Raw genomic sequence first — 16,976 nt, 5'->3', positions numbered from 1 at the left:
TCATGGCAATCCCCACTGCAACGATCCCCGGGAGTCGGCCCGCCGCCGGCTCCCGGGGGCACGGCAAGGCCGGGTACGTCTTCGTGGCGCCGTTCGCCATCCTCTTCCTGTTCTTCGGGGTCATCCCGGTGCTGTACTCGCTCTACCTCGCATTCACCTCCGGATCGGGGGGTTTCGCGGGTCTGTCCAACTTCACGAAGGCCGCCACGGACTTCAGGTTCCTGCCGGCCGTGGGCCACGTGGCAGCCTTCGTCGCGATCTGGCTCCTGCTCCTCTCCGTCCTCGTCGTCACCCTGACCCTGGTCATGAACCGGGTGGCACGGCGTCGGACCAAGACCTTCGTCCGGTTCGCCTACTACATCCCCGGCGCCCTGGCCGGCGCCTCGAGCGTGCTCCTGTGGCTCTTCCTGCTGGACCCCACGGTGAGTCCGGTGGCCTGGGTCCTCAAGGCGACGGGTTCCGACACGTTCCAGCAGGTCGTCGCTCCGGGACACCTGCCTGTGATCTTCGCCCTCATCGCCTTCTGGACGGGCGCCGGCGGCTGGATCCTGGTGCTCTACGGCGCGTTGAACACCATCCCCACCGAGGTCATCGAGGCCGCCAAGGTCGACGGGTGCGGTCCTGTCCGCAGCGCGTTGCAGATCGAGCTGCCGATGATCCGCAAGTCGGTCGTCTACATGCTGATCCTGTCCCTGGCAGCAGGCACGCAGCTGTTCGTGGAACCCCAGCTCGTCTCCCAGGCCAGCTTCGGCGTGGTTCCCAACGACTACAGCGTCAACCAGCTCGCCTACATCTATGCCTTCGGTCAGAACGACTTCAACGGATCAGCGGCCATATCGATCATGTTGCTCGTCGTCGCGGCACTCGCAGCGGGCCTGTTCGTCGCCCGCGGCCGACTCTTCGAGACGGACTGAGAGAGACGTCATGACAACCACCACGAGACCCGACACGCGGCAACGAGCCAGCAGGCCGGCATACCAGCGGGGAAGCGGCTCACCCACCTCTGGCACGTTCGCCGGGCGGACGCTGATGGCCATCGTGCTCGGCGTGTTCGCCCTGTTCTTCCTCGTACCCGTCATCTGGCTCTTCCTCGCGGCCACCAAGGACTCGCGCGAGCTGGTGAACGACGCACCCTTCAGCCTGGGGAGCCTGACCGCGTTGCGCGACAACTGGAACGCCTTGATGTCGTTCCAGGACGGAGCCATCAGCACCTGGATGACCAACTCGGTGCTCTATGCCGGGCTGGCGTTGGTCCTCACCCTGGTCGTGAGCCTCCCCGCGGGGTACGCCCTGGCCAAGATGCGCTTTCGCGGTCGGCGGCTCCTGCTGGTCGCGACCCTCGTCGTGATGCTCATGCCCGCGACCTCGCTCGTGCTGCCCATCTTCCTGGAGATCAACTACCTCAGCCTCGTGAACACCCCCCTGTCGGTCGTGCTGCCGTACTCGTTCTTTCCGTTCGGTGTCTACCTGGCTTACATCTACTTCTCGACGGCCATGCCCAGCGAGCTGCTGGAGGCGGCCAAGATCGACGGCTGCGGTGAGCTGCGGACCTTCACCTCGATCGTGCTTCCCCTCTCCACCCCCGTGGTGGCCCTCGTGGGCTTCTTCAGCTTCGTCCAGAACTGGAACAACTTCTTCCTGCCCTATGTGATGCTGCCCGGCAGTGAGGCCTACCCCATGCAGGTGGGCCTGACGCAGATGCTCGCCTCGACGCCCAACTTCAACCCTGTGGTGGGTGCCAACGCCGCCGTGAGCCCGCCGGAGCTCGTCCTGGCCACCCTCGTGTCGGTCGCGCCTGTGCTCGTGGTCTTCCTGATCGCGCAGCGGTTCCTCGTCACCGGCCTGACTGCCGGCGCGACGAAGGGCTGACGTCGATGAAGATCACCGGATACCGCAGCCTCATGACCCACCACCGGTGGGGGCGCTCGGTCGGCGACGCCAACGGGTTCATCCCCGATGCGGTGACCGAGGTGCCCATCCTGGTCGTTGAGACAGACGAGGGGGTCGAGGGCGTCGGGCTCGGGTCGCACCGCGACGTCGACCGTGTGTTCGCGGCCGTCGAGGGCGAGGACCCGCGCGCGGTCGTCGCCCTCTATGACCGGATGCTCCGGCAGGTGTTCAAGGCAGGGCACCAGGGCGCGACCTTCGGGGCTGTCGGTGCGCTCGACATGGCGTTGTGGGACCTCAAGGCCAAGTTCGCCGGGGAGCCGTTGTGGCGCCTGCTCGGAGGCCGGGACCGGTTCGTTCCCGGATACGCCTCCGGGCTTGACGCGGGCCTGACCGAGGACGAGCTCGTCGAGGTCTACGAGTCGTTCGCCGCCCGAGGCTTCACGGCGGCGAAGGTCAAGGGTGGACTCGACCCGGCCCGCGACCTCGTCCGCCTGCGACTGGTGCGTGAGATCTTGTCGCGGGGCAACGCGTCGCCCGCGCTCATGCTCGACGCCAACGAGGTCTGGCAGCCGAAGGAGGCGATCCGGCACGTGGGCATGCTCGAGGAGCACGTCGACCTCACCTGGGTCGAGGAGCCCGTGCGGCGCTGGGACGCCGCGGGTCACCACCTCGTCCGTCTCGGCATCAAGGCCGCGGTCGCGACGGGCGAGAACCTCACTGGACTCGAGCAGTTCCGACCCCTGCTCAGCGCCCAAGGGGTCGACGTCGTGCAGGCCGGGAGCGTCTGGGGCATCACCCACTTCTTGCGCGTGGCCGCGCTCGCCCATGCCTACGACCTCCCGGTCAGTCCGGTGGGCTACCACACGAATCCGCTGGCGGCCGCTGCGACATCGCTGCCCAACGTCATTGCGATCGAGGTGCAGAACCTCGAGGAGCCGGTCGGCATCACTGTCGACCACACGGTCGCCGACGGCGGCCTGGTCCTGGGTGACAAGCCGGGCAGCGGGGTCGTGGTCGACGAGTCCGCCATCGGGGGACTGGCGGGCGCCGCGTGGTCGTCGGCCAGTGGTCCCCACGTCCGCTCCAGCCGGGCCGGCCTTCGCTTGACCCAGCCCACGTGACGCGGTTCACCAGCGCGAACCGCGTGACTCGATCCACCACAGACCCTGTAACCCCATCCACCAGAGAAGAAGGACCACTCATGATCGACTTCGCCGACTCCAAGGCCGTCGCCAAGGCCATCCAGTACACCAACGTGAACCCCGACCTCACGCGCGACGGAGTCCTGGAGCACCTGCGGACGGCACTGGAGTACGGCTTCGACGCCGCCATGATCGCGCCGGTGTGGGTCTCCCTCGGCAAGGAGGTGCTGGCCGGCTCCGAGGTGAAGGTGGCTTCCACCCTCAACTTCCCGATGGCCAACGACACCCTGGGTATGCGGCTCGCCGCCTTGCGGGAGCTGGCCAGGGAGGGCGCGGACGAGTTCGACTTCCCGCCCCACCCGGGCTACCTGCTGGGCGGCCAGGTCGCGGAGTACACGCGCGACATGAACGAGATCGTCAAGGCCGCGCACGACGAGGGCATGAAGGTCAAGGCGATGCTCGAGTTCGGCTACCTCGACGAGGCGCAGAAGGTCCTGGCCACGCGGATTGCCTACGAGGCCGGCATCGACTGGGTCAAGCAGTCCAGCGGATGGGGTGTGGGCGGCTGTGCCGCCACCGTGGAGGACGTGGCCCTGCTCAAGGCAAACATCGAACCGCCTTGCCGCGTCAAGGTTTCCGGCAAGGTCAACTCGCTGGAGAAGATGCAGGCGATGTTCGAGGCGGGGGCCGAGCTCGTCGGCACCAGCTCGGCGCCGCAGATCGTGGACGGGCTGGTCGGTGACGCCGATGCCTACTGAGGCTTCCACCGCCCCGCGGGTGGCCGTCATCGGGAGCTACGCCAAGGCGATCGTCATCACGGCCGACCGGATCCCCACCACCGGTGAGACCCTCGTAGGCAGGGACTACCGACAGACCTTTGGTGGCAAGGGATCTGACATGGCCGTGCAGGCCGCGCGACTCGGTGCGGCCGTCGACTTCATCGGCGTCGTCGGCGACGACCCCTTTGGTCGCGAGTTCCTGGACCTGCTCGCCGACGAGGGTGTCACGACCACCCATGTCAGGGTGACGCGTGAGCAGCCCACTGGTGTCGGCCTGATCATCAAGGACGAGGCCGGACACAACATCATCGTCGTGGACCCCGGCGCCAACGCGGTCTTCTCGACCGACGACGTGGCTGCCGCTGCCGCTTCGCTGGAGGAGGCGCTCGTTGCCGTAGCCCAGCTCGAGATCCCGCTCGCCACTGCCCTTGCCGGTCTCGCAGCGGCCAAGCGGGCCGGTCGCCAGACCGTCCTGAACCCCGCTCCTGCGGTGCCGCTGGCCGCCGTGCTGCCTGCCGAAGGACTCACGGGTGTGGATGTCATCACCCCCAACGAGACCGAGGCGCGCGTGCTTGTCGGCCTCGGTCCCGACAGCACCGAGGACAACCGGCTCATCGCGGATCGCCTGCTGGCGATGGGAGCGGGCGCCGTGGTGATCACGAGGGGCGAGCACGGTGTCGACCTCTTCACGTCCGACGACGAGGTCCACCTCGAACCCCACAAGGTGGACGTGGTCGACTCCAACGGGGCAGGCGACAGCTTCAACGCGGGTCTCGCAGTCGCGCTGGCCGAGGGCCGCGACCTCGTCGAGGCGGTCCGCTTCGCCAACGCCGTCGCGGCACTGTGCTGCGAGGGCTGGGAGACCGTGCCGTCCTACCGTGACCGGTCCACGGTCGACGAGTTCCTCGCCGCCGCCGGAGTCCGGCGATGAAGGGCGGCGCGCTCCTCCACCCGGAGCTGGCGAAGGCGTTCGCGACGCTCGGCCACACCGACACGATCCTGGTCACCGACGCCGGGTTCCCGATCCCGGCGGACGCCCACCGGATCGACCTCGGCCTGCGTCCGGGGCTGGTCGACGTGCGCGACGTGCTGCGGGTGGTCCTCGACCAGGTCTTCGTCGAAGAGGCAGTGTTCGCGCCAGAGCTCAAGTCCCACCATCCGACCCTGTACCGCGAGGTGCAGACGATCTTCACGGGTTCGGGGGCCACGTTCAGCCAGGCCAGCCACGAGCAGCTGTGCAGCGACTACGCCCCTCGGGCCAAGTTCGTGATCAGGTCGGGCTCGTTCGAGCCCTGGGCCAACTTCTCGCTGGTCGCCAGCACGGACCCGTTCGCCTGGTTCTCAGACGACGACGTGGAGATCCTGCCTGCCTATGTCGAGCGGCGCCGGCGGATCCGGGACGGGCAGGTTCCCGAACTGCCCTGAGGGACGTGCACATCGTGGGCGTCGGTCGCCGCCAGCTGGGGGGCCGGCCCTGGCGATCGGCTTCACGTGAAGTCGAGACCGCCGGTCATCGAGGTGATGACCGGCGGTCTCGGGTGGTGGCCAGGGGCGGGGTCGAACCGCCGACCTTCCGATTTTCAGACGTAGACGAACGCGCAGGTCAGGATGCCCTCGGGCCGTGTCGTGCCACATCTCGTGCAACACATCTCGCACCCTCCGCACCGCTGAGACGCCGTCGGGCAGCGTCTCCGTAGATTGACCACTGGCCGGTCAACCCTTGACGGACATTCGCCCTCCGAGTACTTTTCAGCGAAACGCCGTTCCGCTCGCCGGAAGACCAGTTCTGGCCCCAAGAAGCAGGAGATCAAGTCGTTGAGGATCCCGAGAATTCGTCCCACATGGTTATTGCTCTTGCCGCTTGTCCTTTCCCTTTCCCTCGCCGGATGCGCGTCGACCGGTGGAGCAAACGCCGGTAAGGGCACGTCGGGCCGGACGCTGGTGGGGAGTTTCGAGTCGGTCCCCGCAGGCATCGACCCTGCGGACCGCGCCAACCTCCACCACTTCGCGTTCTCGCCCGTCCTGTCCCAGCTGGTGCTCTTCTCCCCTGGCAAGGGGGAGAAGTACGCGGGAGTGAGCGACGTGTCCCCTGACCTGGCCGAGAGCTGGAAGCGCGAGAGCAACGGGAGCTTCACGTTCAAGCTCCGCAAGACGACGAGCCCGGCAGGCAACCCCCTGAAGGCCGAAGACGTGAAGTGGTCGATCGAGAGGTCGATCGAGCTCAACAACATCTCCAAGACCGTCTGGAACGCCGTCGGTGGCGACCCCAAGGAGCCGGTCACGGTGGTCGACGACTCCACGGTCAGGCTGAACTCGGTCACCGGCAACGAGTCCCTCCTCGGTGCTGCGGCCCTCTTCGAGTTCGGGGTCATCGACAGCGTCGTCGCGCTGGAGCACGCCACGAAGGACGACCCTTGGGCCGCCGAGTGGATGCGGACCAACCTCCCGAGCTACGGCCCCTACACGCTGGAGAAGTTCGTCCCTGAGACCGAGATCTCCTACAAGGCGAACCCCGCCTACTGGGACGCGTCCAAGCTCTACTACAAGCGGGTGGTGAACCGCTCGGTCTCCGATGCCAGCACGCTGGTGTCGCTGATCCAGACCGGCCAGCTCGACTTCGGTATGCCGGTGCCGTTCGCCTCCCTGCCGTCGCTGAAGAAGGTGTCAGGGATCAACCTGGACACCTCTCCCACGATGCTGATGACCCAGATCAACCTCGACCTCCGCTCGGGTCCGTTCGCGAAGCCGGACGTGCGCAGGGCCGTGTCAATGGCCATCGACCGCAAGGTCCTGAACCAAGGGGCCTACGCAGGCTTCGGTTCGCCGTCCACGGGGGTCGCCACTCGTGCCCTCTCCGGCGCGACCGAGGCATCCGGGGCCTTCATCTTCGACCCTGACGCCGCGAAGGCCAAGCTCGCCGAGGCGGGGTACCCCAACGGGTTCTCGTTCACGCTGAGCTACAGCGCGCAGAGCCTCTACGCCGCGGAGCAGTCGGCGGTCGCGCAGCTCCTCCAGCAGCAGCTGGCGAAGATCGGGATCACCATGAAGATCAACCCGGTGGCCACGCCCGCTGAGTACAGCAAGGGCAGCGCCGACCGCGCCTACGAGGCGTCGGTTGGCACGCAGGGTCCGGTCCTCCCAGACCTTCAGTACCTGATCGGCCTGCGGTGGGCAGGCAAGGAGAGCCTCATCTCTCCCGGGTTCCGCAACGCCGAGCTGATTCGCCTCAACAAGGAAGCCATCGCTGCATCCGGCGAGCAGCGCGCGAAGCTGCTAAACGAGATGCTGGCCATCGCCAACGAGGAGATCCCCGTGATCCCGCTCGTGGACGTCCCGAACCAATGGGCGCTCAAGGACGGGGTCGGCGGTACCTTCGTAAATGGGGGCCAGACCGTCTATCCGCACCTGATGCACGGGAAGTAGGCGTGACCACGGAGAGCAGCAGCGCAGTGGAGCCGGCCGTGGCCCCGCCGAGCCGTCGACGCCGACTTGTCGGCTACGCGTTGCGGCGCCTGCTCTTCGTGCCGCTCGGGACCTTCATCCTGGTGCTGGCTGCCTTTCTCATCGTCAACATCGTCCCCTCGAACCCGGGCTACCAGATCCTCGGTGACAACGCGACGCCGGAACAGGTCCAGGCCATCAACACCGAGCTGGGGTGGGACCGCCCGCTCCTCGAGAAGTTCGGCAGCTACCTCGGGGAGCTGGCGCGAGGCGACCTGGGCGTGACCTTCTACCAGAACGAGAAGGTCAGCTCCGCGATCCTGCGGCACCTGCCCAACACGCTGGAGCTGGTGATCCCGGCCCTGGTCCTGGCGGTGGTGATCGGGGTCGGCCTGGCTATCGTGTCGATCAGGGGCCCGCGCCTCGTGCGGCGACCCGCAGCCGGTTCGATCACGGTGCTGCAGGCCGTTCCGGAGTTCCTGATCGCGGTGGTCCTCATCTACGTCCTCTTCGTCAGGATGCACGTGGCCCCGCCACCGGTGGGAAGGGCCCCACTCGGGGTGTCGCTCCCCCCGGACACCACCGGCTTCCTCCTGGTGGACTCCCTCCTCGCCCGGGACTGGCCCCTCACCCGTGATGTGGTCCACCACCTGATGCTGCCCGTCCTCACCCTGGGCCTCGGCATCTCGCCGCTCTTCGGCCGAGTGGCCCACTCGATGCTCCTACGGGCGTGGCAGGCGCCCTACGTCGAGTTCGCGCGCGCCAACGGTCACAGCAACTGGCGGATACTGCGCTTCGTCCTCCGGGACATCCGCGGCTCCATCCTGACCTACTTCGTGGCCGCCATGGCGGCGCTGGTGGGCGGTTCGGCCATCGTGGAGACCATCTTCAGCTGGAACGGGATCGGCAAGTGGGGGGTCTCGGTCATGGCGCAGATGGACATCCCCGCGATCCAGGGGTTCGTGCTCGTCACCACCTTGGCGGCTCTGGTCCTCTACGTCGTCCTAGACATCGTCGTCGCCGCGCTCGATCCTCGCGTCGAGCTGGGCGGGAAGGCGCTCTCATGACGACGACCCAGGCTCCGACGCTCGAGGGTACGGCCCCGTCGATCGTCAACCGCTCCCTGCGCCTGCTCTCGGGCAAGGAGGCCTTCATCGGTGGCGCCCTCATGCTGGCGACCATCCTCGTGATGGTGCTGTGGCTCCCGACCCCGCATCCGCCCAACCTGGCCGATCCGTCGCGGGCGCTCCTGCCTCCCGGCGACGGTCACCTCCTGGGCACCGACGCACTGGGTCGCGACATCGCTTCGCGCGTCCTGGCAGGCGGCCGGACTGACGTGCCCCTCACCCTCTGGGGCACGCTGGTGTGCCTGGCCATCGGCATACCCGTCGGCCTCCTGGCGAGCACCCGGGGCAAGTTCGCGGAGATCACGATGCGCATCCTCGACCTGCTGCAGGCGTTCCCCCTGCTGATCCTCGCCATCCTCTTCGTGGCCCTCTCGCAGAACGACCGGGGAGGCGTCATCCTCGCGATCGTCCTGGTGGGTGTACCGCAGCTGGTGCGCATCGTGCGCAACGACGCGCTGATCGTCAGGCAGAAGCGTTTCGTCGAGTCCGCCACGGCCATGGGGTCCCCCTTCTTCCGCACGTTTGCCCGGCACGTGGTGCCGAACCTCCTGTCCACCCTTGTGGCGCAAACCTCGTTGATCATCGGGGCGTCCCTGTCGGTGATCGCGGCCCTGACGTTCCTCGGGTTCGGGATGCAGCCCCCGGACGCGTCGTGGGGCTCCATGGTCCGCGAGGGGCTTGCTCCCCTCCAGGCCGGCGCCTGGTGGGTCGCGACGATCCCCGCGCTGGCCGTCTTCCTCACGATCGTGGCGGCCAACCTCTTCGCGTCCGGCGTGCGACGGCTGGCGGACGCATGAGCAGCTGGGAGGGGGCGGCCCGCGGTGTCGACGTTCTGGCCGTGGACGGCCTCAGCGTCGACGCGGTCAAGCGCCACCACGACGCCGTACCAATCCTGCGCGACGTGAGCTTCACCGTGGGCCAGGGCGAGATCCTGGGCCTCGTCGGGGAGACCGGGTCGGGCAAGTCGGTCACGGCCAAGACGGTCGTCGGCGTGCTGCCGTCGAGCCTGCGGGTCCGGTCAGGGCAGATCCGGTATGCCGGGACCGAGCTGAGGGGCACCTCCCGCGCAGCCCTGCGTCCCGTGCGAGGGGCCGGTATCGCCTTCGTTCCCCAAGACCTGCGTGGTGCCCTCCACCCGACGCTGACACTGGCACGCCAGTTCGAGCTGCTCCTGCGCAGGCAGCGCTCGCTCTCGAAGACCGCCGCGCTGGCCGAGGCGGAGAAGCACCTCAAACAGTGTGGGATCGCCCACGTGTCTCGGGTCCTCAAAAGCTATCCGCACGAGCTGAGCGGTGGAATGGCCCAGCGCGCAACCATCGCGCTGACCATGGCCCTCGAGCCGAAGCTGCTGGTCGCGGACGAACCGACGACTGCCAGTGACGTCACGGTCCAGAAACAGATCCTCGACGTGCTCTTCGACCGGGTGCGGGCCGAGGGAGTGTCGGTGCTCCTGATCACCCACGACCTCGGAATCGTCGACCGGTACTGCGATCGCGTCGCCGTCATGAAGGGCGGGGTGCTGGTGGAGTCCGGGCCCACTGACGCGGTGCTCCACGACCCGCAGGATGCCTACACCCAGCACCTGGTCCGCGCGGTCATGGTGACGAAGGAACCCAGCGTCGAGGGGTCCGCCACCGACGAGGGGCACGCGTCCGCGGAGGCGCCCGAGCCGACCTTCCACCTGCAGTTCGAGTCTGCGTCCAAGACCTACCACAAGGGAACGGAACGCATTCAGGCTCTGGAGTCGGCGAGCCTCGGTGTCAGACCCCAGGAGTCGGTCGGGATCGTCGGGGAGTCCGGGTCCGGGAAGTCGACGCTGCTGCGCCTGGCCCTCGGCCTCGAGGCGCCCGACCAAGGGTCGGTGTCGGTACTGGGGAAGGACCTCGCGCAGCTTTCGGCAGCCGACCGACGCCAGGTGCGCCAACGTCTCGGGACCGTGTTCCAGGAGCCGAGGGAGCAACTCGACCCTCGGTGGACCATCAGTCGCATCCTCAGGGAACCAGCCCGCATCCACGGGCAGCCGACGCCGAGCGACGACGAGCTCGTCGGGCACTTGGCCCGAGTGTCGCTCCCGCCGGCAATCCTGACGAGGCGCCCTGACACCCTCAGCGGCGGCCAAGCGCAGCGGGTGGCGATCGCGCGGGCCTTGATGCTGAGCCCCCAGCTGCTCCTGCTCGACGAGCCCACGGCGTCCTTGGACAAGAGCACGCGCTCGGAGGTCCTCCGGCTGTTCGCCAGGCTGAAGGAGGAGCTCGGCCTGACCCTCGTCTTCGTGTCGCACGACCTCGACTCGGTCCGCGAGGTCACCGACAGGGTCCTCGTCATGCGCGGCGGCCTGATCGTCGAGGAGGGGCCCGTGGACCGTGTCCTGCACGAACCGCAGCACGACTACACCCGCCTCCTCCTGGCCTCCGAGATGAGGCTCGAGTCGACCGAGAAGGTGCCTGGCTGACGCCCCGTCACCGTCCCCGCACCGAACTGCCCCGTCAACGAACCGCATTGCCCCGCAATGAGCCACCGGACTCATCCAACGAGCCCTGTGCCTCGTACAACGCATGTCAGGAAAGGGACCACATGGCCGTCATCGACCTCGACTTCAACTACAAGCTCCATCCCGAGCTCAAGCCCGCCGGATTCGTCGCCGACGAATACTCCCTTCCGCTGGATGCCGACGCATACGTGCGTCGCATGGACGCGGCCGGGGTGGACAGGACGGGCATCGTCGCCAACGTCGCTGGTCTGGGCCTGGGTCGTGGAGGGCGTGGCAGACTCCTCGACGAGGTGACCGCGGACATGGTCCAGGAGCAGGTCGCGAAGCACCCGGACCGCTTCTTCGGCTGGGTGGGCGTGCACCCGTTCGGTGGCACGGAGACGATTCGCTACATCGACTATGCCGTGCGGACCCTTGGGTTCAAGGGAGTCCACATCTACCCGCACTGGTTCGGCGTGGACGTGAACGACCGCATGTACTACCCGATCTACTCCAAGGCTGCCGAACTCGGGGTCCCGGTCGCGATCCAGCTGGGCCTGGGCGGGCATCGAGGCAACCGCCGCTCCGTGGGTAGCCCCTGGGCTGCAGACGACATCCTCTACGACTTCCCCGAGCTCAACCTGCTCTCGCTGCACATCGGCCCCCCCTACGAGCGGGAGTTCGTCCGGCTCTGCGACAACTACGCGAACCTCTACCTGATCGCCGACATGCCGGCGAGCACCTGGCCCGAGCTGGTCGTCGACCGGCTGAAGAGCCAGGAAGGCTCGATCGACCTCAGCGAGCGCGTCCTCTGGGGCACCAACGGTCCCAACGCGCGGTCACTCGAAGTGGCGCTCAAGGAGGTGGCCGAGCTCGGCCTGTCGAGCGAGGTCGCGGCACGCGTGCTGGGCGGCAACGCCGAGAAGCTCCTGGGTCTGTGAGCCGCGGGGCGCCGACGCGGTTCGCCGCGCCCTACAACTGACAGAGCCCTCACCCGACCCTGCGCGGGCCTCCCCCAGGCCCCTGCGCAAGGACGTCATCGCCCGGCCGGGACCAGGTCCCGGCCGGGCGATCCCGTCTAGACGGCTTGCTCGTCGGCGTCCTGGGGCTGCTGGTCCCGGTACCCCAGGCGCTCGGACAGGCTTCGGGTCTCGGCGAGCAGGGCCTTGGAGAGCTCCTCGACACGGAACTCGATCCGATCCGCCGGTCCGCACACGCTCATCACGGCCACGGGCTTGCCGTCGAAGTCCAGCAGCGGCGCCGCCACGGCGCCGGCGCCCTGTTGCCGCTCCCCGAACGAGCTCGCGTAGCCGCGCACACGGATGAACGCGAGCTCGGCCAGCAGCTCCTCGCGCTTGACCTTCGTCTGGGCGGTCACCTGCTCCAACGACACGCTGTCGAAGTAGTCCTGCTGCTCCTCGGGCGTGAGGAACGCGAGGAACGCCTTGCTGGAACCGCCGGCGTGGAGCGGGAAGCTCGTGCCGATCTGGACGGACATGATGACGTCTCGCGGAGGAGTGACCTGGTCGACGTAGATGCGGTGGTTTCCCTGCCGGATGGACAGCGTCGTGGTCTCGTGGGTGAGGTCGCTCAGCCGGCGGAGGCTGTCCTTGGCCAGGTCGCGCAGGTCCAGTCGCTGCCGGTAGGCGTTGCCGAGCACCAGCCACGACGACCCGAGCCGGTAACGGCGGGTGTCGGGGTCGAGCTCCAGGAAGCTGCGACCGCACAGGGTCGTGACGATCCGGTGCACGACGGCCTTCGGGACGTCCAACTGCCGCGAGATCTCGGACACGCCGAGGCTGGAGACGCCGGTGCTCGAGAACAGCATGAGCACGTCAAGGGCGCGCTCCAGACCCTCGAGGGTGCGGCCGGCCTGGGCTGATGTGGGAGTTACCGATCCCGGTTCCTTGCGTGGCACAACATCTCCTCTGAGCTCTGGTGGTCGGCGTTCGTGGTGCTGGGTGGGGGCGGTCAGCGGGCGTCGTCGGGCGGTCACCAGTCGATGAACCCCAAAGGTCCGTTGAGCGGAACACGCGGGAGTCTCACTATGACCGATACAGGCGCCCTTGCAGAACCCCCTCGGGCGGCACGACCTCTCCGCAGATCGTGCCAGAGATCTTCGTTATCCGCCGTGGTCATGTGCAGAGGACCGCACCTTGCCCAGAACGCCGTGGTGTCGAGAGGTGCCACCGCCGAAATCGCGGGACATCCCTGGAAACCCTTGACGCCACGGTTTGAGCGTGGTCCACTTACAGCGGAACAGCGTACCGCTCAACGGTACGATCGCCAATTCTTCCTCGGTGGTCCGCCGGACTGTGCCAGCCGAGGAACTTCCGACCGTGCACCAAGGAGAGATCGTGGCCGTCGCCATCCCGGATCTGTCGAGAGTGTGGGAGCCGTTCCAACTGGGCCCCATCACCCTCAAGCACCGCATCGTGATGACCCCCCACGGTGTCGGCTGGGATGGGTCCAACATCCCGGGGGACCGTCACGTCGCCTACTGGGCCGAGCGAGCTCGAGGTGGCTGCGCCCTCGTGCAGGTCGGGGCCACGCCCGTCCACCAGCGGGGCACGCTCGGCGCCAGTCCCTCCGTCGCGAGTGACCCGCGGGTGATCCCGCGCTACAAGAAGATGGCGGACGCCATCCACGCGCACGACGCGAAGGTATTCGTCGAGCTGGCCGAGGGTGGCGTGCACAACAGGAGCCGGTCTGCCACCGGTGAGTGGTTCCCCACCCAGGGCGTCTCGCAGATGCCGTCGGTCACCCACAACGACATCCCCGAGGTGCTCGACACTGCGACGATCTACCAGATCCAGGCCGACTACGCCTCGGCCACGGGCAACCTGCAGGAGGCCGGCATCGACGGTGCGACGCTCCACGCGGCGCACAGCTACCTGCTCGGCCAGTTCCTCAGCCCGGCCTACAACGTGCGGGACGACGAGTATGGCGGCTCGCCCGAGAACCGGGTCCGGTTCCTCATCGAGACGGGCGAGAAGATCCGGGCGCGCGTCGGCCGCAGCTTCGTCCTCGGCGTGCGCCTCAGCTACGACGAGTACATCGGCGACGCGGGCATCACCGTCGACCTGAGCGACACCTACGTCGGGCTCCTGGCAGACACCGGGCTCTTCGACTTCTTCGACATCTCCACGGGCGGCTACCACTCGGGCCAGCGGTTTGTCCCGCCGAACGTCCTCCCCACGCCCCACATCGCCCAGTACGCCAAGCGCGCCCGCGACATCATCGACGGCCGTGCCGCTGTGATCATGGCCCACCGCGTCCGCACGATCGACATCGCCGAACGTGTGCTCTCGGAGGGGGTCACCGACCTGGTGGCCATGACCCGGGCGCACATGGCCGACCCCTTCCTGGTCACCAAGGCCAAGGAGGGCCGGTTCGACGAGATCCAGCGCTGCGTGGGCACGAACGAGTGCGTCTACAACTCGCACATGCGGTTCAACCACTCGTGCACCGTGAACCCGGTCAACGGGCGTGAGGCGAAGTGGGGCGACGGCACCCTCGACACGGTCGACCGGCCGCGACGCATCGCGGTCATCGGGGGTGGTCCCGCGGGGTTGCGGTGTGCGACCACCGCGGCCAAGCGAGGGCATCGGGTCGACCTCTTCGAGGAGTCGGACCGCCTGGGCGGACACCTCAACGACCTGGCCGCCGTGCCCTACCACGGCACCTGGGACGACTTCATCGAGGACCTGACCACCGCGGCCGAAGGTGCCGGCGTGAACATCCGGCTGCGTCAGCGGGGGGATGTCTCCCTGATCGTCGAAGGGGCCTACGACGCCGCCGTCGTCGCCACCGGCAGCACGTGGGACCGCGAAGGCCTCACCCCGGTCCGCCCCGGGCGGCCGATCGAGGGGCTCGCCACGCACCCGCGAGTGGTCACCCTTCCCGAGGCCATCGCCGTGCTGCGTGAGGACCCCGCAGCTCTGGGCCCGAAAGTGGTGATTGTGGACGAGACCGGGGCGTACCTGCCTCTCGGCGTCGCCGAGCGGATCCTCCAGTCGGGAKCCGCGGTCACCGTCGTGAGCCGACGGAACGTCGTGGGCGAGATCCCCCGCGAGACGTGGGAGTTCCCGCTCTTCATGGAGCGGACGAGCAAGCTGCCGCTGACCCTCCACGCCAACACGGTCGTTGACCGGGTCGAGGGCTGCTCGGTCTCCCTGACGAACCTGTGGGACACCCCGGTCGCCACCGAGGACTTCGATGCCATCGTCCTAAGCGGCATCCGCTTCTCGAACGACGGCCTGGTCGCTGAGCTCGAGGCGGCAGGGGTCGAGGCGCACAGGGTCGGCGACAGCAAGGCACCCCGACGCACCGCCGACGCCATCTACGAGGGGGAGCAACTGGCGCGAACCCTGTGACCACCCATCCCCCAGATCCGCGGCAACCAGGCCGGCAGGCCGGATCCAGCACCGTTCTTCCCCTGATCGTCCCGTTACTCAGAGAGGTCACCAGATGAATCGCACACGCTCAGGCACAATGAGCATCACCGCATCCGCCCTCCTCGTCAGCCTCGTGGCGGCCGGCTGCGCCGGCGACAGCGAGGCCGCGTCCGGAGGCGGCGACAAGCAGTCCACGTTCGTCATCGCCGTGGACGGCCTGACCAACACCGCCGACAACCAGAGCTACAGCGGTATCGGACACCGAATCGTGTTCGACACCATCAAGGCTCCGCTCCTGCAGTACGAGACCCTCAAGGAGAACGGCGGCTCGGTCACCAGTCCCGAGGACATGAAGCCGTTCCTCGCGGAGAAGTACGAGATCGTCGACGGCGGCGTCCAGATGACCCTGCGCACGGCGGTCAGCTCGGCGGGGAACACCCTGACCGCCGAGGACGTGAAGTGGACCTTCGAGCGGCTCTACCAGGTCAACGACCCGGTGGCGACCGGTCTCGCCGAGCGGGCGGGCATCGATCCCAAGGCGCCGGTCGAGGTCGTCGACGACAAGACCTTCAAGATCAACGCCAAGGTCAACTACCTCACCCTCGGCATCCTCGAGGGCTACCAATTCTTCCCGCTCGACAGCAAGGACATCAAGGCCAAGGCCGGCGCGGCCGACCCGTGGGGCAAGAAGTACCTCACCACGCACTCGGCGACGTTCGGCCCTTACTCGATCAGCGAGTTCACGCCCTCCGAGTCGGTCACCTACACCAAGAACCCCAACTTCACGCTCTTCAAGCCGGCCTGGGAGCGCGTCGTCATGCGCCACGTCCCCGACGCGGCCACCCGGGTCAGCCTGCTCCAGACCGGACAGGCCCAGTACATCGGCCAGGTGGGACTGGAAGCCCTGGCGGAGCTGCGCTCGGACAAGCGCGTGAACGTGATGTCCACCCAGTACGGCGGCCAGGACGTGCTCGAGCTGGTGAAGACCTTCAAGCCGTTCGCCGACGAGCGCGTCCGAGAGGCCATCTCCTACGCCATCGACCGCAAGGCGCTGGCTGAGGGGCCGTACCGCGGCTTCGCCGCTCCCTCCACCTCTGTCGTGTCGTCCGCGATCGCCACGGAGAACTCGACGGCGGACACCTACACGTTCAACCCCGACAGGGCCAAGCAACTGCTCGCCGAGGCCGGCCAGACCAACCTAAAGTTCACGATCTACGCCAACAAGGCGACCATGACGGGCCCGCTCGAGAGTGTGCTCACCGCCGTCCGGCAGAACCTTGCCGACGTGGGCGTCCAGGTCGCCATCGAGTCGGTGGCCAGCCCCACCGACTACCGGGCGGCCTATGCCGCGGGCAAGTACGAGGCCTGGGTCCGGAACGAGGGGCCGCTGCAGGTCGACGCGCAGTACCTGCTGAACCTGTACCACCACTCCAAGGCCACCTCGAACTTCATGGCCCAGAGCGACGCCGTGCTCGACGCAGCGATCGACAAGGCAGGTGCCCTCCGTGGCGCCGAGCGCCAGGCGGCGATCGCCCCCGGCATCAAGCAGTTCAACGACGTGATGCTCGACGTGCCCCTCGTGGAGACCGCACGTGGAGACGTGTACAGCTCTGCGATCTGCCCCGGCGACCGCAACCTGTCGTACGTGGTCCAGCCCCAGTACGACAAGTCCGGTCCCTGCTGACCCGACCAACCGCATCACCCCGGTGATGCAAGGCCGGTGCCGGCCG

General features: G+C 67.8%; 14 protein-coding genes. 13 read left to right on the top strand and 1 reads right to left on the bottom strand.

Annotated elements, in window-relative coordinates:
- The first annotated feature begins 2 nt into the window (after positions 1 to 2).
- The 11 genes from AC1DXJ_RS17995 (at position 3) to AC1DXJ_RS17945 (ending at position 11,790) form a co-directional block, all read left to right on the top strand.
- The gene (locus tag AC1DXJ_RS17995; protein WP_477624464.1) at positions 3 to 914 is read left to right on the top strand and encodes a carbohydrate ABC transporter permease; all 912 of its coding nucleotides are present in this window, start codon (positions 3 to 5) and stop codon (positions 912 to 914) included.
- Between the two features lie 10 nt (positions 915 to 924).
- The gene (locus AC1DXJ_RS17990) at positions 925 to 1,869 is read left to right on the top strand and encodes a carbohydrate ABC transporter permease (protein ID WP_477624463.1); all 945 of its coding nucleotides are present in this window, start codon (positions 925 to 927) and stop codon (positions 1,867 to 1,869) included.
- Between the two features lie 5 nt (positions 1,870 to 1,874).
- Positions 1,875 to 3,011 (top strand): mandelate racemase/muconate lactonizing enzyme family protein, encoded by a 1,137-nt coding sequence (locus tag AC1DXJ_RS17985; RefSeq protein WP_477637595.1) that lies wholly within the window; start codon positions 1,875 to 1,877, stop codon positions 3,009 to 3,011.
- 80 nt (positions 3,012 to 3,091) lie between these two features.
- Positions 3,092 to 3,790 carry a deoxyribose-phosphate aldolase gene (gene deoC / locus AC1DXJ_RS17980; RefSeq protein ID WP_477637594.1) on the top strand — a complete coding sequence of 233 codons (699 nt, stop codon included), beginning with the start codon at positions 3,092 to 3,094 and terminating at the stop codon, positions 3,788 to 3,790.
- Positions 3,780 to 4,742 carry a ribokinase gene (locus tag AC1DXJ_RS17975; protein WP_477637593.1) on the top strand — a complete coding sequence of 321 codons (963 nt, stop codon included), beginning with the start codon at positions 3,780 to 3,782 and terminating at the stop codon, positions 4,740 to 4,742. The genes deoC and AC1DXJ_RS17975 overlap by 11 nt, the downstream gene beginning before the upstream one ends.
- Positions 4,739 to 5,236, top strand: a complete 498-nt coding sequence (gene rbsD / locus AC1DXJ_RS17970) for a D-ribose pyranase (RefSeq protein WP_477637592.1) — start codon at positions 4,739 to 4,741, stop codon at positions 5,234 to 5,236. The genes AC1DXJ_RS17975 and rbsD overlap by 4 nt, the downstream gene beginning before the upstream one ends.
- 516 nt (positions 5,237 to 5,752) lie before the next feature.
- Entirely contained in the window at positions 5,753 to 7,234 is a 1,482-nt protein-coding gene (locus AC1DXJ_RS17965) for an ABC transporter substrate-binding protein (protein ID WP_477637591.1), read from the top strand.
- 2 nt (positions 7,235 to 7,236) lie between these two features.
- The gene (locus AC1DXJ_RS17960) at positions 7,237 to 8,319 is read left to right on the top strand and encodes an ABC transporter permease (RefSeq protein WP_477637590.1); all 1,083 of its coding nucleotides are present in this window, start codon (positions 7,237 to 7,239) and stop codon (positions 8,317 to 8,319) included.
- Positions 8,316 to 9,176 carry an ABC transporter permease gene (locus AC1DXJ_RS17955; protein WP_477637589.1) on the top strand — a complete coding sequence of 287 codons (861 nt, stop codon included), beginning with the start codon at positions 8,316 to 8,318 and terminating at the stop codon, positions 9,174 to 9,176. Before AC1DXJ_RS17960 ends, AC1DXJ_RS17955 begins: the two co-directional genes overlap by 4 nt.
- Positions 9,173 to 10,831, top strand: coding sequence for an ATP-binding cassette domain-containing protein (locus tag AC1DXJ_RS17950; RefSeq protein ID WP_477637588.1), 1,659 nt, complete (start codon positions 9,173 to 9,175; stop codon positions 10,829 to 10,831). Before AC1DXJ_RS17955 ends, AC1DXJ_RS17950 begins: the two co-directional genes overlap by 4 nt.
- Before the next feature lie 122 nt (positions 10,832 to 10,953).
- On the top strand, positions 10,954 to 11,790 hold the full coding sequence (locus tag AC1DXJ_RS17945; RefSeq protein WP_477637587.1) for an amidohydrolase family protein: 837 nt from the start codon (positions 10,954 to 10,956) through the stop codon (positions 11,788 to 11,790).
- A gap of 137 nt (positions 11,791 to 11,927) precedes the next feature.
- Here the strand turns inward: AC1DXJ_RS17945 and AC1DXJ_RS17940 are convergent, their stop codons facing one another.
- Complete coding sequence (locus tag AC1DXJ_RS17940; RefSeq protein WP_477637586.1) at positions 11,928 to 12,767, bottom strand: IclR family transcriptional regulator; 840 nt, start codon at positions 12,765 to 12,767, stop codon at positions 11,928 to 11,930.
- A 439-nt stretch (positions 12,768 to 13,206) separates the two neighbouring features.
- Between AC1DXJ_RS17940 and AC1DXJ_RS17935 the strand changes: the two genes are divergently transcribed.
- Complete coding sequence (locus AC1DXJ_RS17935; RefSeq protein WP_477637585.1) at positions 13,207 to 15,225, top strand: oxidoreductase; 2,019 nt, start codon at positions 13,207 to 13,209, stop codon at positions 15,223 to 15,225.
- A gap of 118 nt (positions 15,226 to 15,343) precedes the next feature.
- Complete coding sequence (locus AC1DXJ_RS17930) at positions 15,344 to 16,930, top strand: ABC transporter substrate-binding protein (RefSeq protein WP_477637584.1); 1,587 nt, start codon at positions 15,344 to 15,346, stop codon at positions 16,928 to 16,930.
- Positions 16,931 to 16,976 lie beyond the last annotated feature (46 nt).

Source organism: Pedococcus sp. P2_D9, assembly GCF_056404275.1.
The sequence above is the reverse complement of the archived record's forward strand: the minus strand, read 5'-3'. Positions and strand labels throughout refer to the sequence as shown.

Coding starts and splice junctions, on each gene's coding strand:
- AC1DXJ_RS17995 (WP_477624464.1), top strand. CDS start 3: ATGGCAATCCCCACTGCAACGATCCCCGGGAGTCGGCCCGCCGCCGGC.
- deoC (WP_477637594.1), top strand. CDS start 3,092: ATGATCGACTTCGCCGACTCCAAGGCCGTCGCCAAGGCCATCCAGTAC.
- AC1DXJ_RS17990 (WP_477624463.1), top strand. CDS start 925: ATGACAACCACCACGAGACCCGACACGCGGCAACGAGCCAGCAGGCCG.
- AC1DXJ_RS17975 (WP_477637593.1), top strand. CDS start 3,780: ATGCCTACTGAGGCTTCCACCGCCCCGCGGGTGGCCGTCATCGGGAGC.
- AC1DXJ_RS17930 (WP_477637584.1), top strand. CDS start 15,344: ATGAGCATCACCGCATCCGCCCTCCTCGTCAGCCTCGTGGCGGCCGGC.
- AC1DXJ_RS17955 (WP_477637589.1), top strand. CDS start 8,316: ATGACGACGACCCAGGCTCCGACGCTCGAGGGTACGGCCCCGTCGATC.
- AC1DXJ_RS17985 (WP_477637595.1), top strand. CDS start 1,875: ATGAAGATCACCGGATACCGCAGCCTCATGACCCACCACCGGTGGGGG.
- rbsD (WP_477637592.1), top strand. CDS start 4,739: ATGAAGGGCGGCGCGCTCCTCCACCCGGAGCTGGCGAAGGCGTTCGCG.
- AC1DXJ_RS17950 (WP_477637588.1), top strand. CDS start 9,173: ATGAGCAGCTGGGAGGGGGCGGCCCGCGGTGTCGACGTTCTGGCCGTG.
- AC1DXJ_RS17945 (WP_477637587.1), top strand. CDS start 10,954: ATGGCCGTCATCGACCTCGACTTCAACTACAAGCTCCATCCCGAGCTC.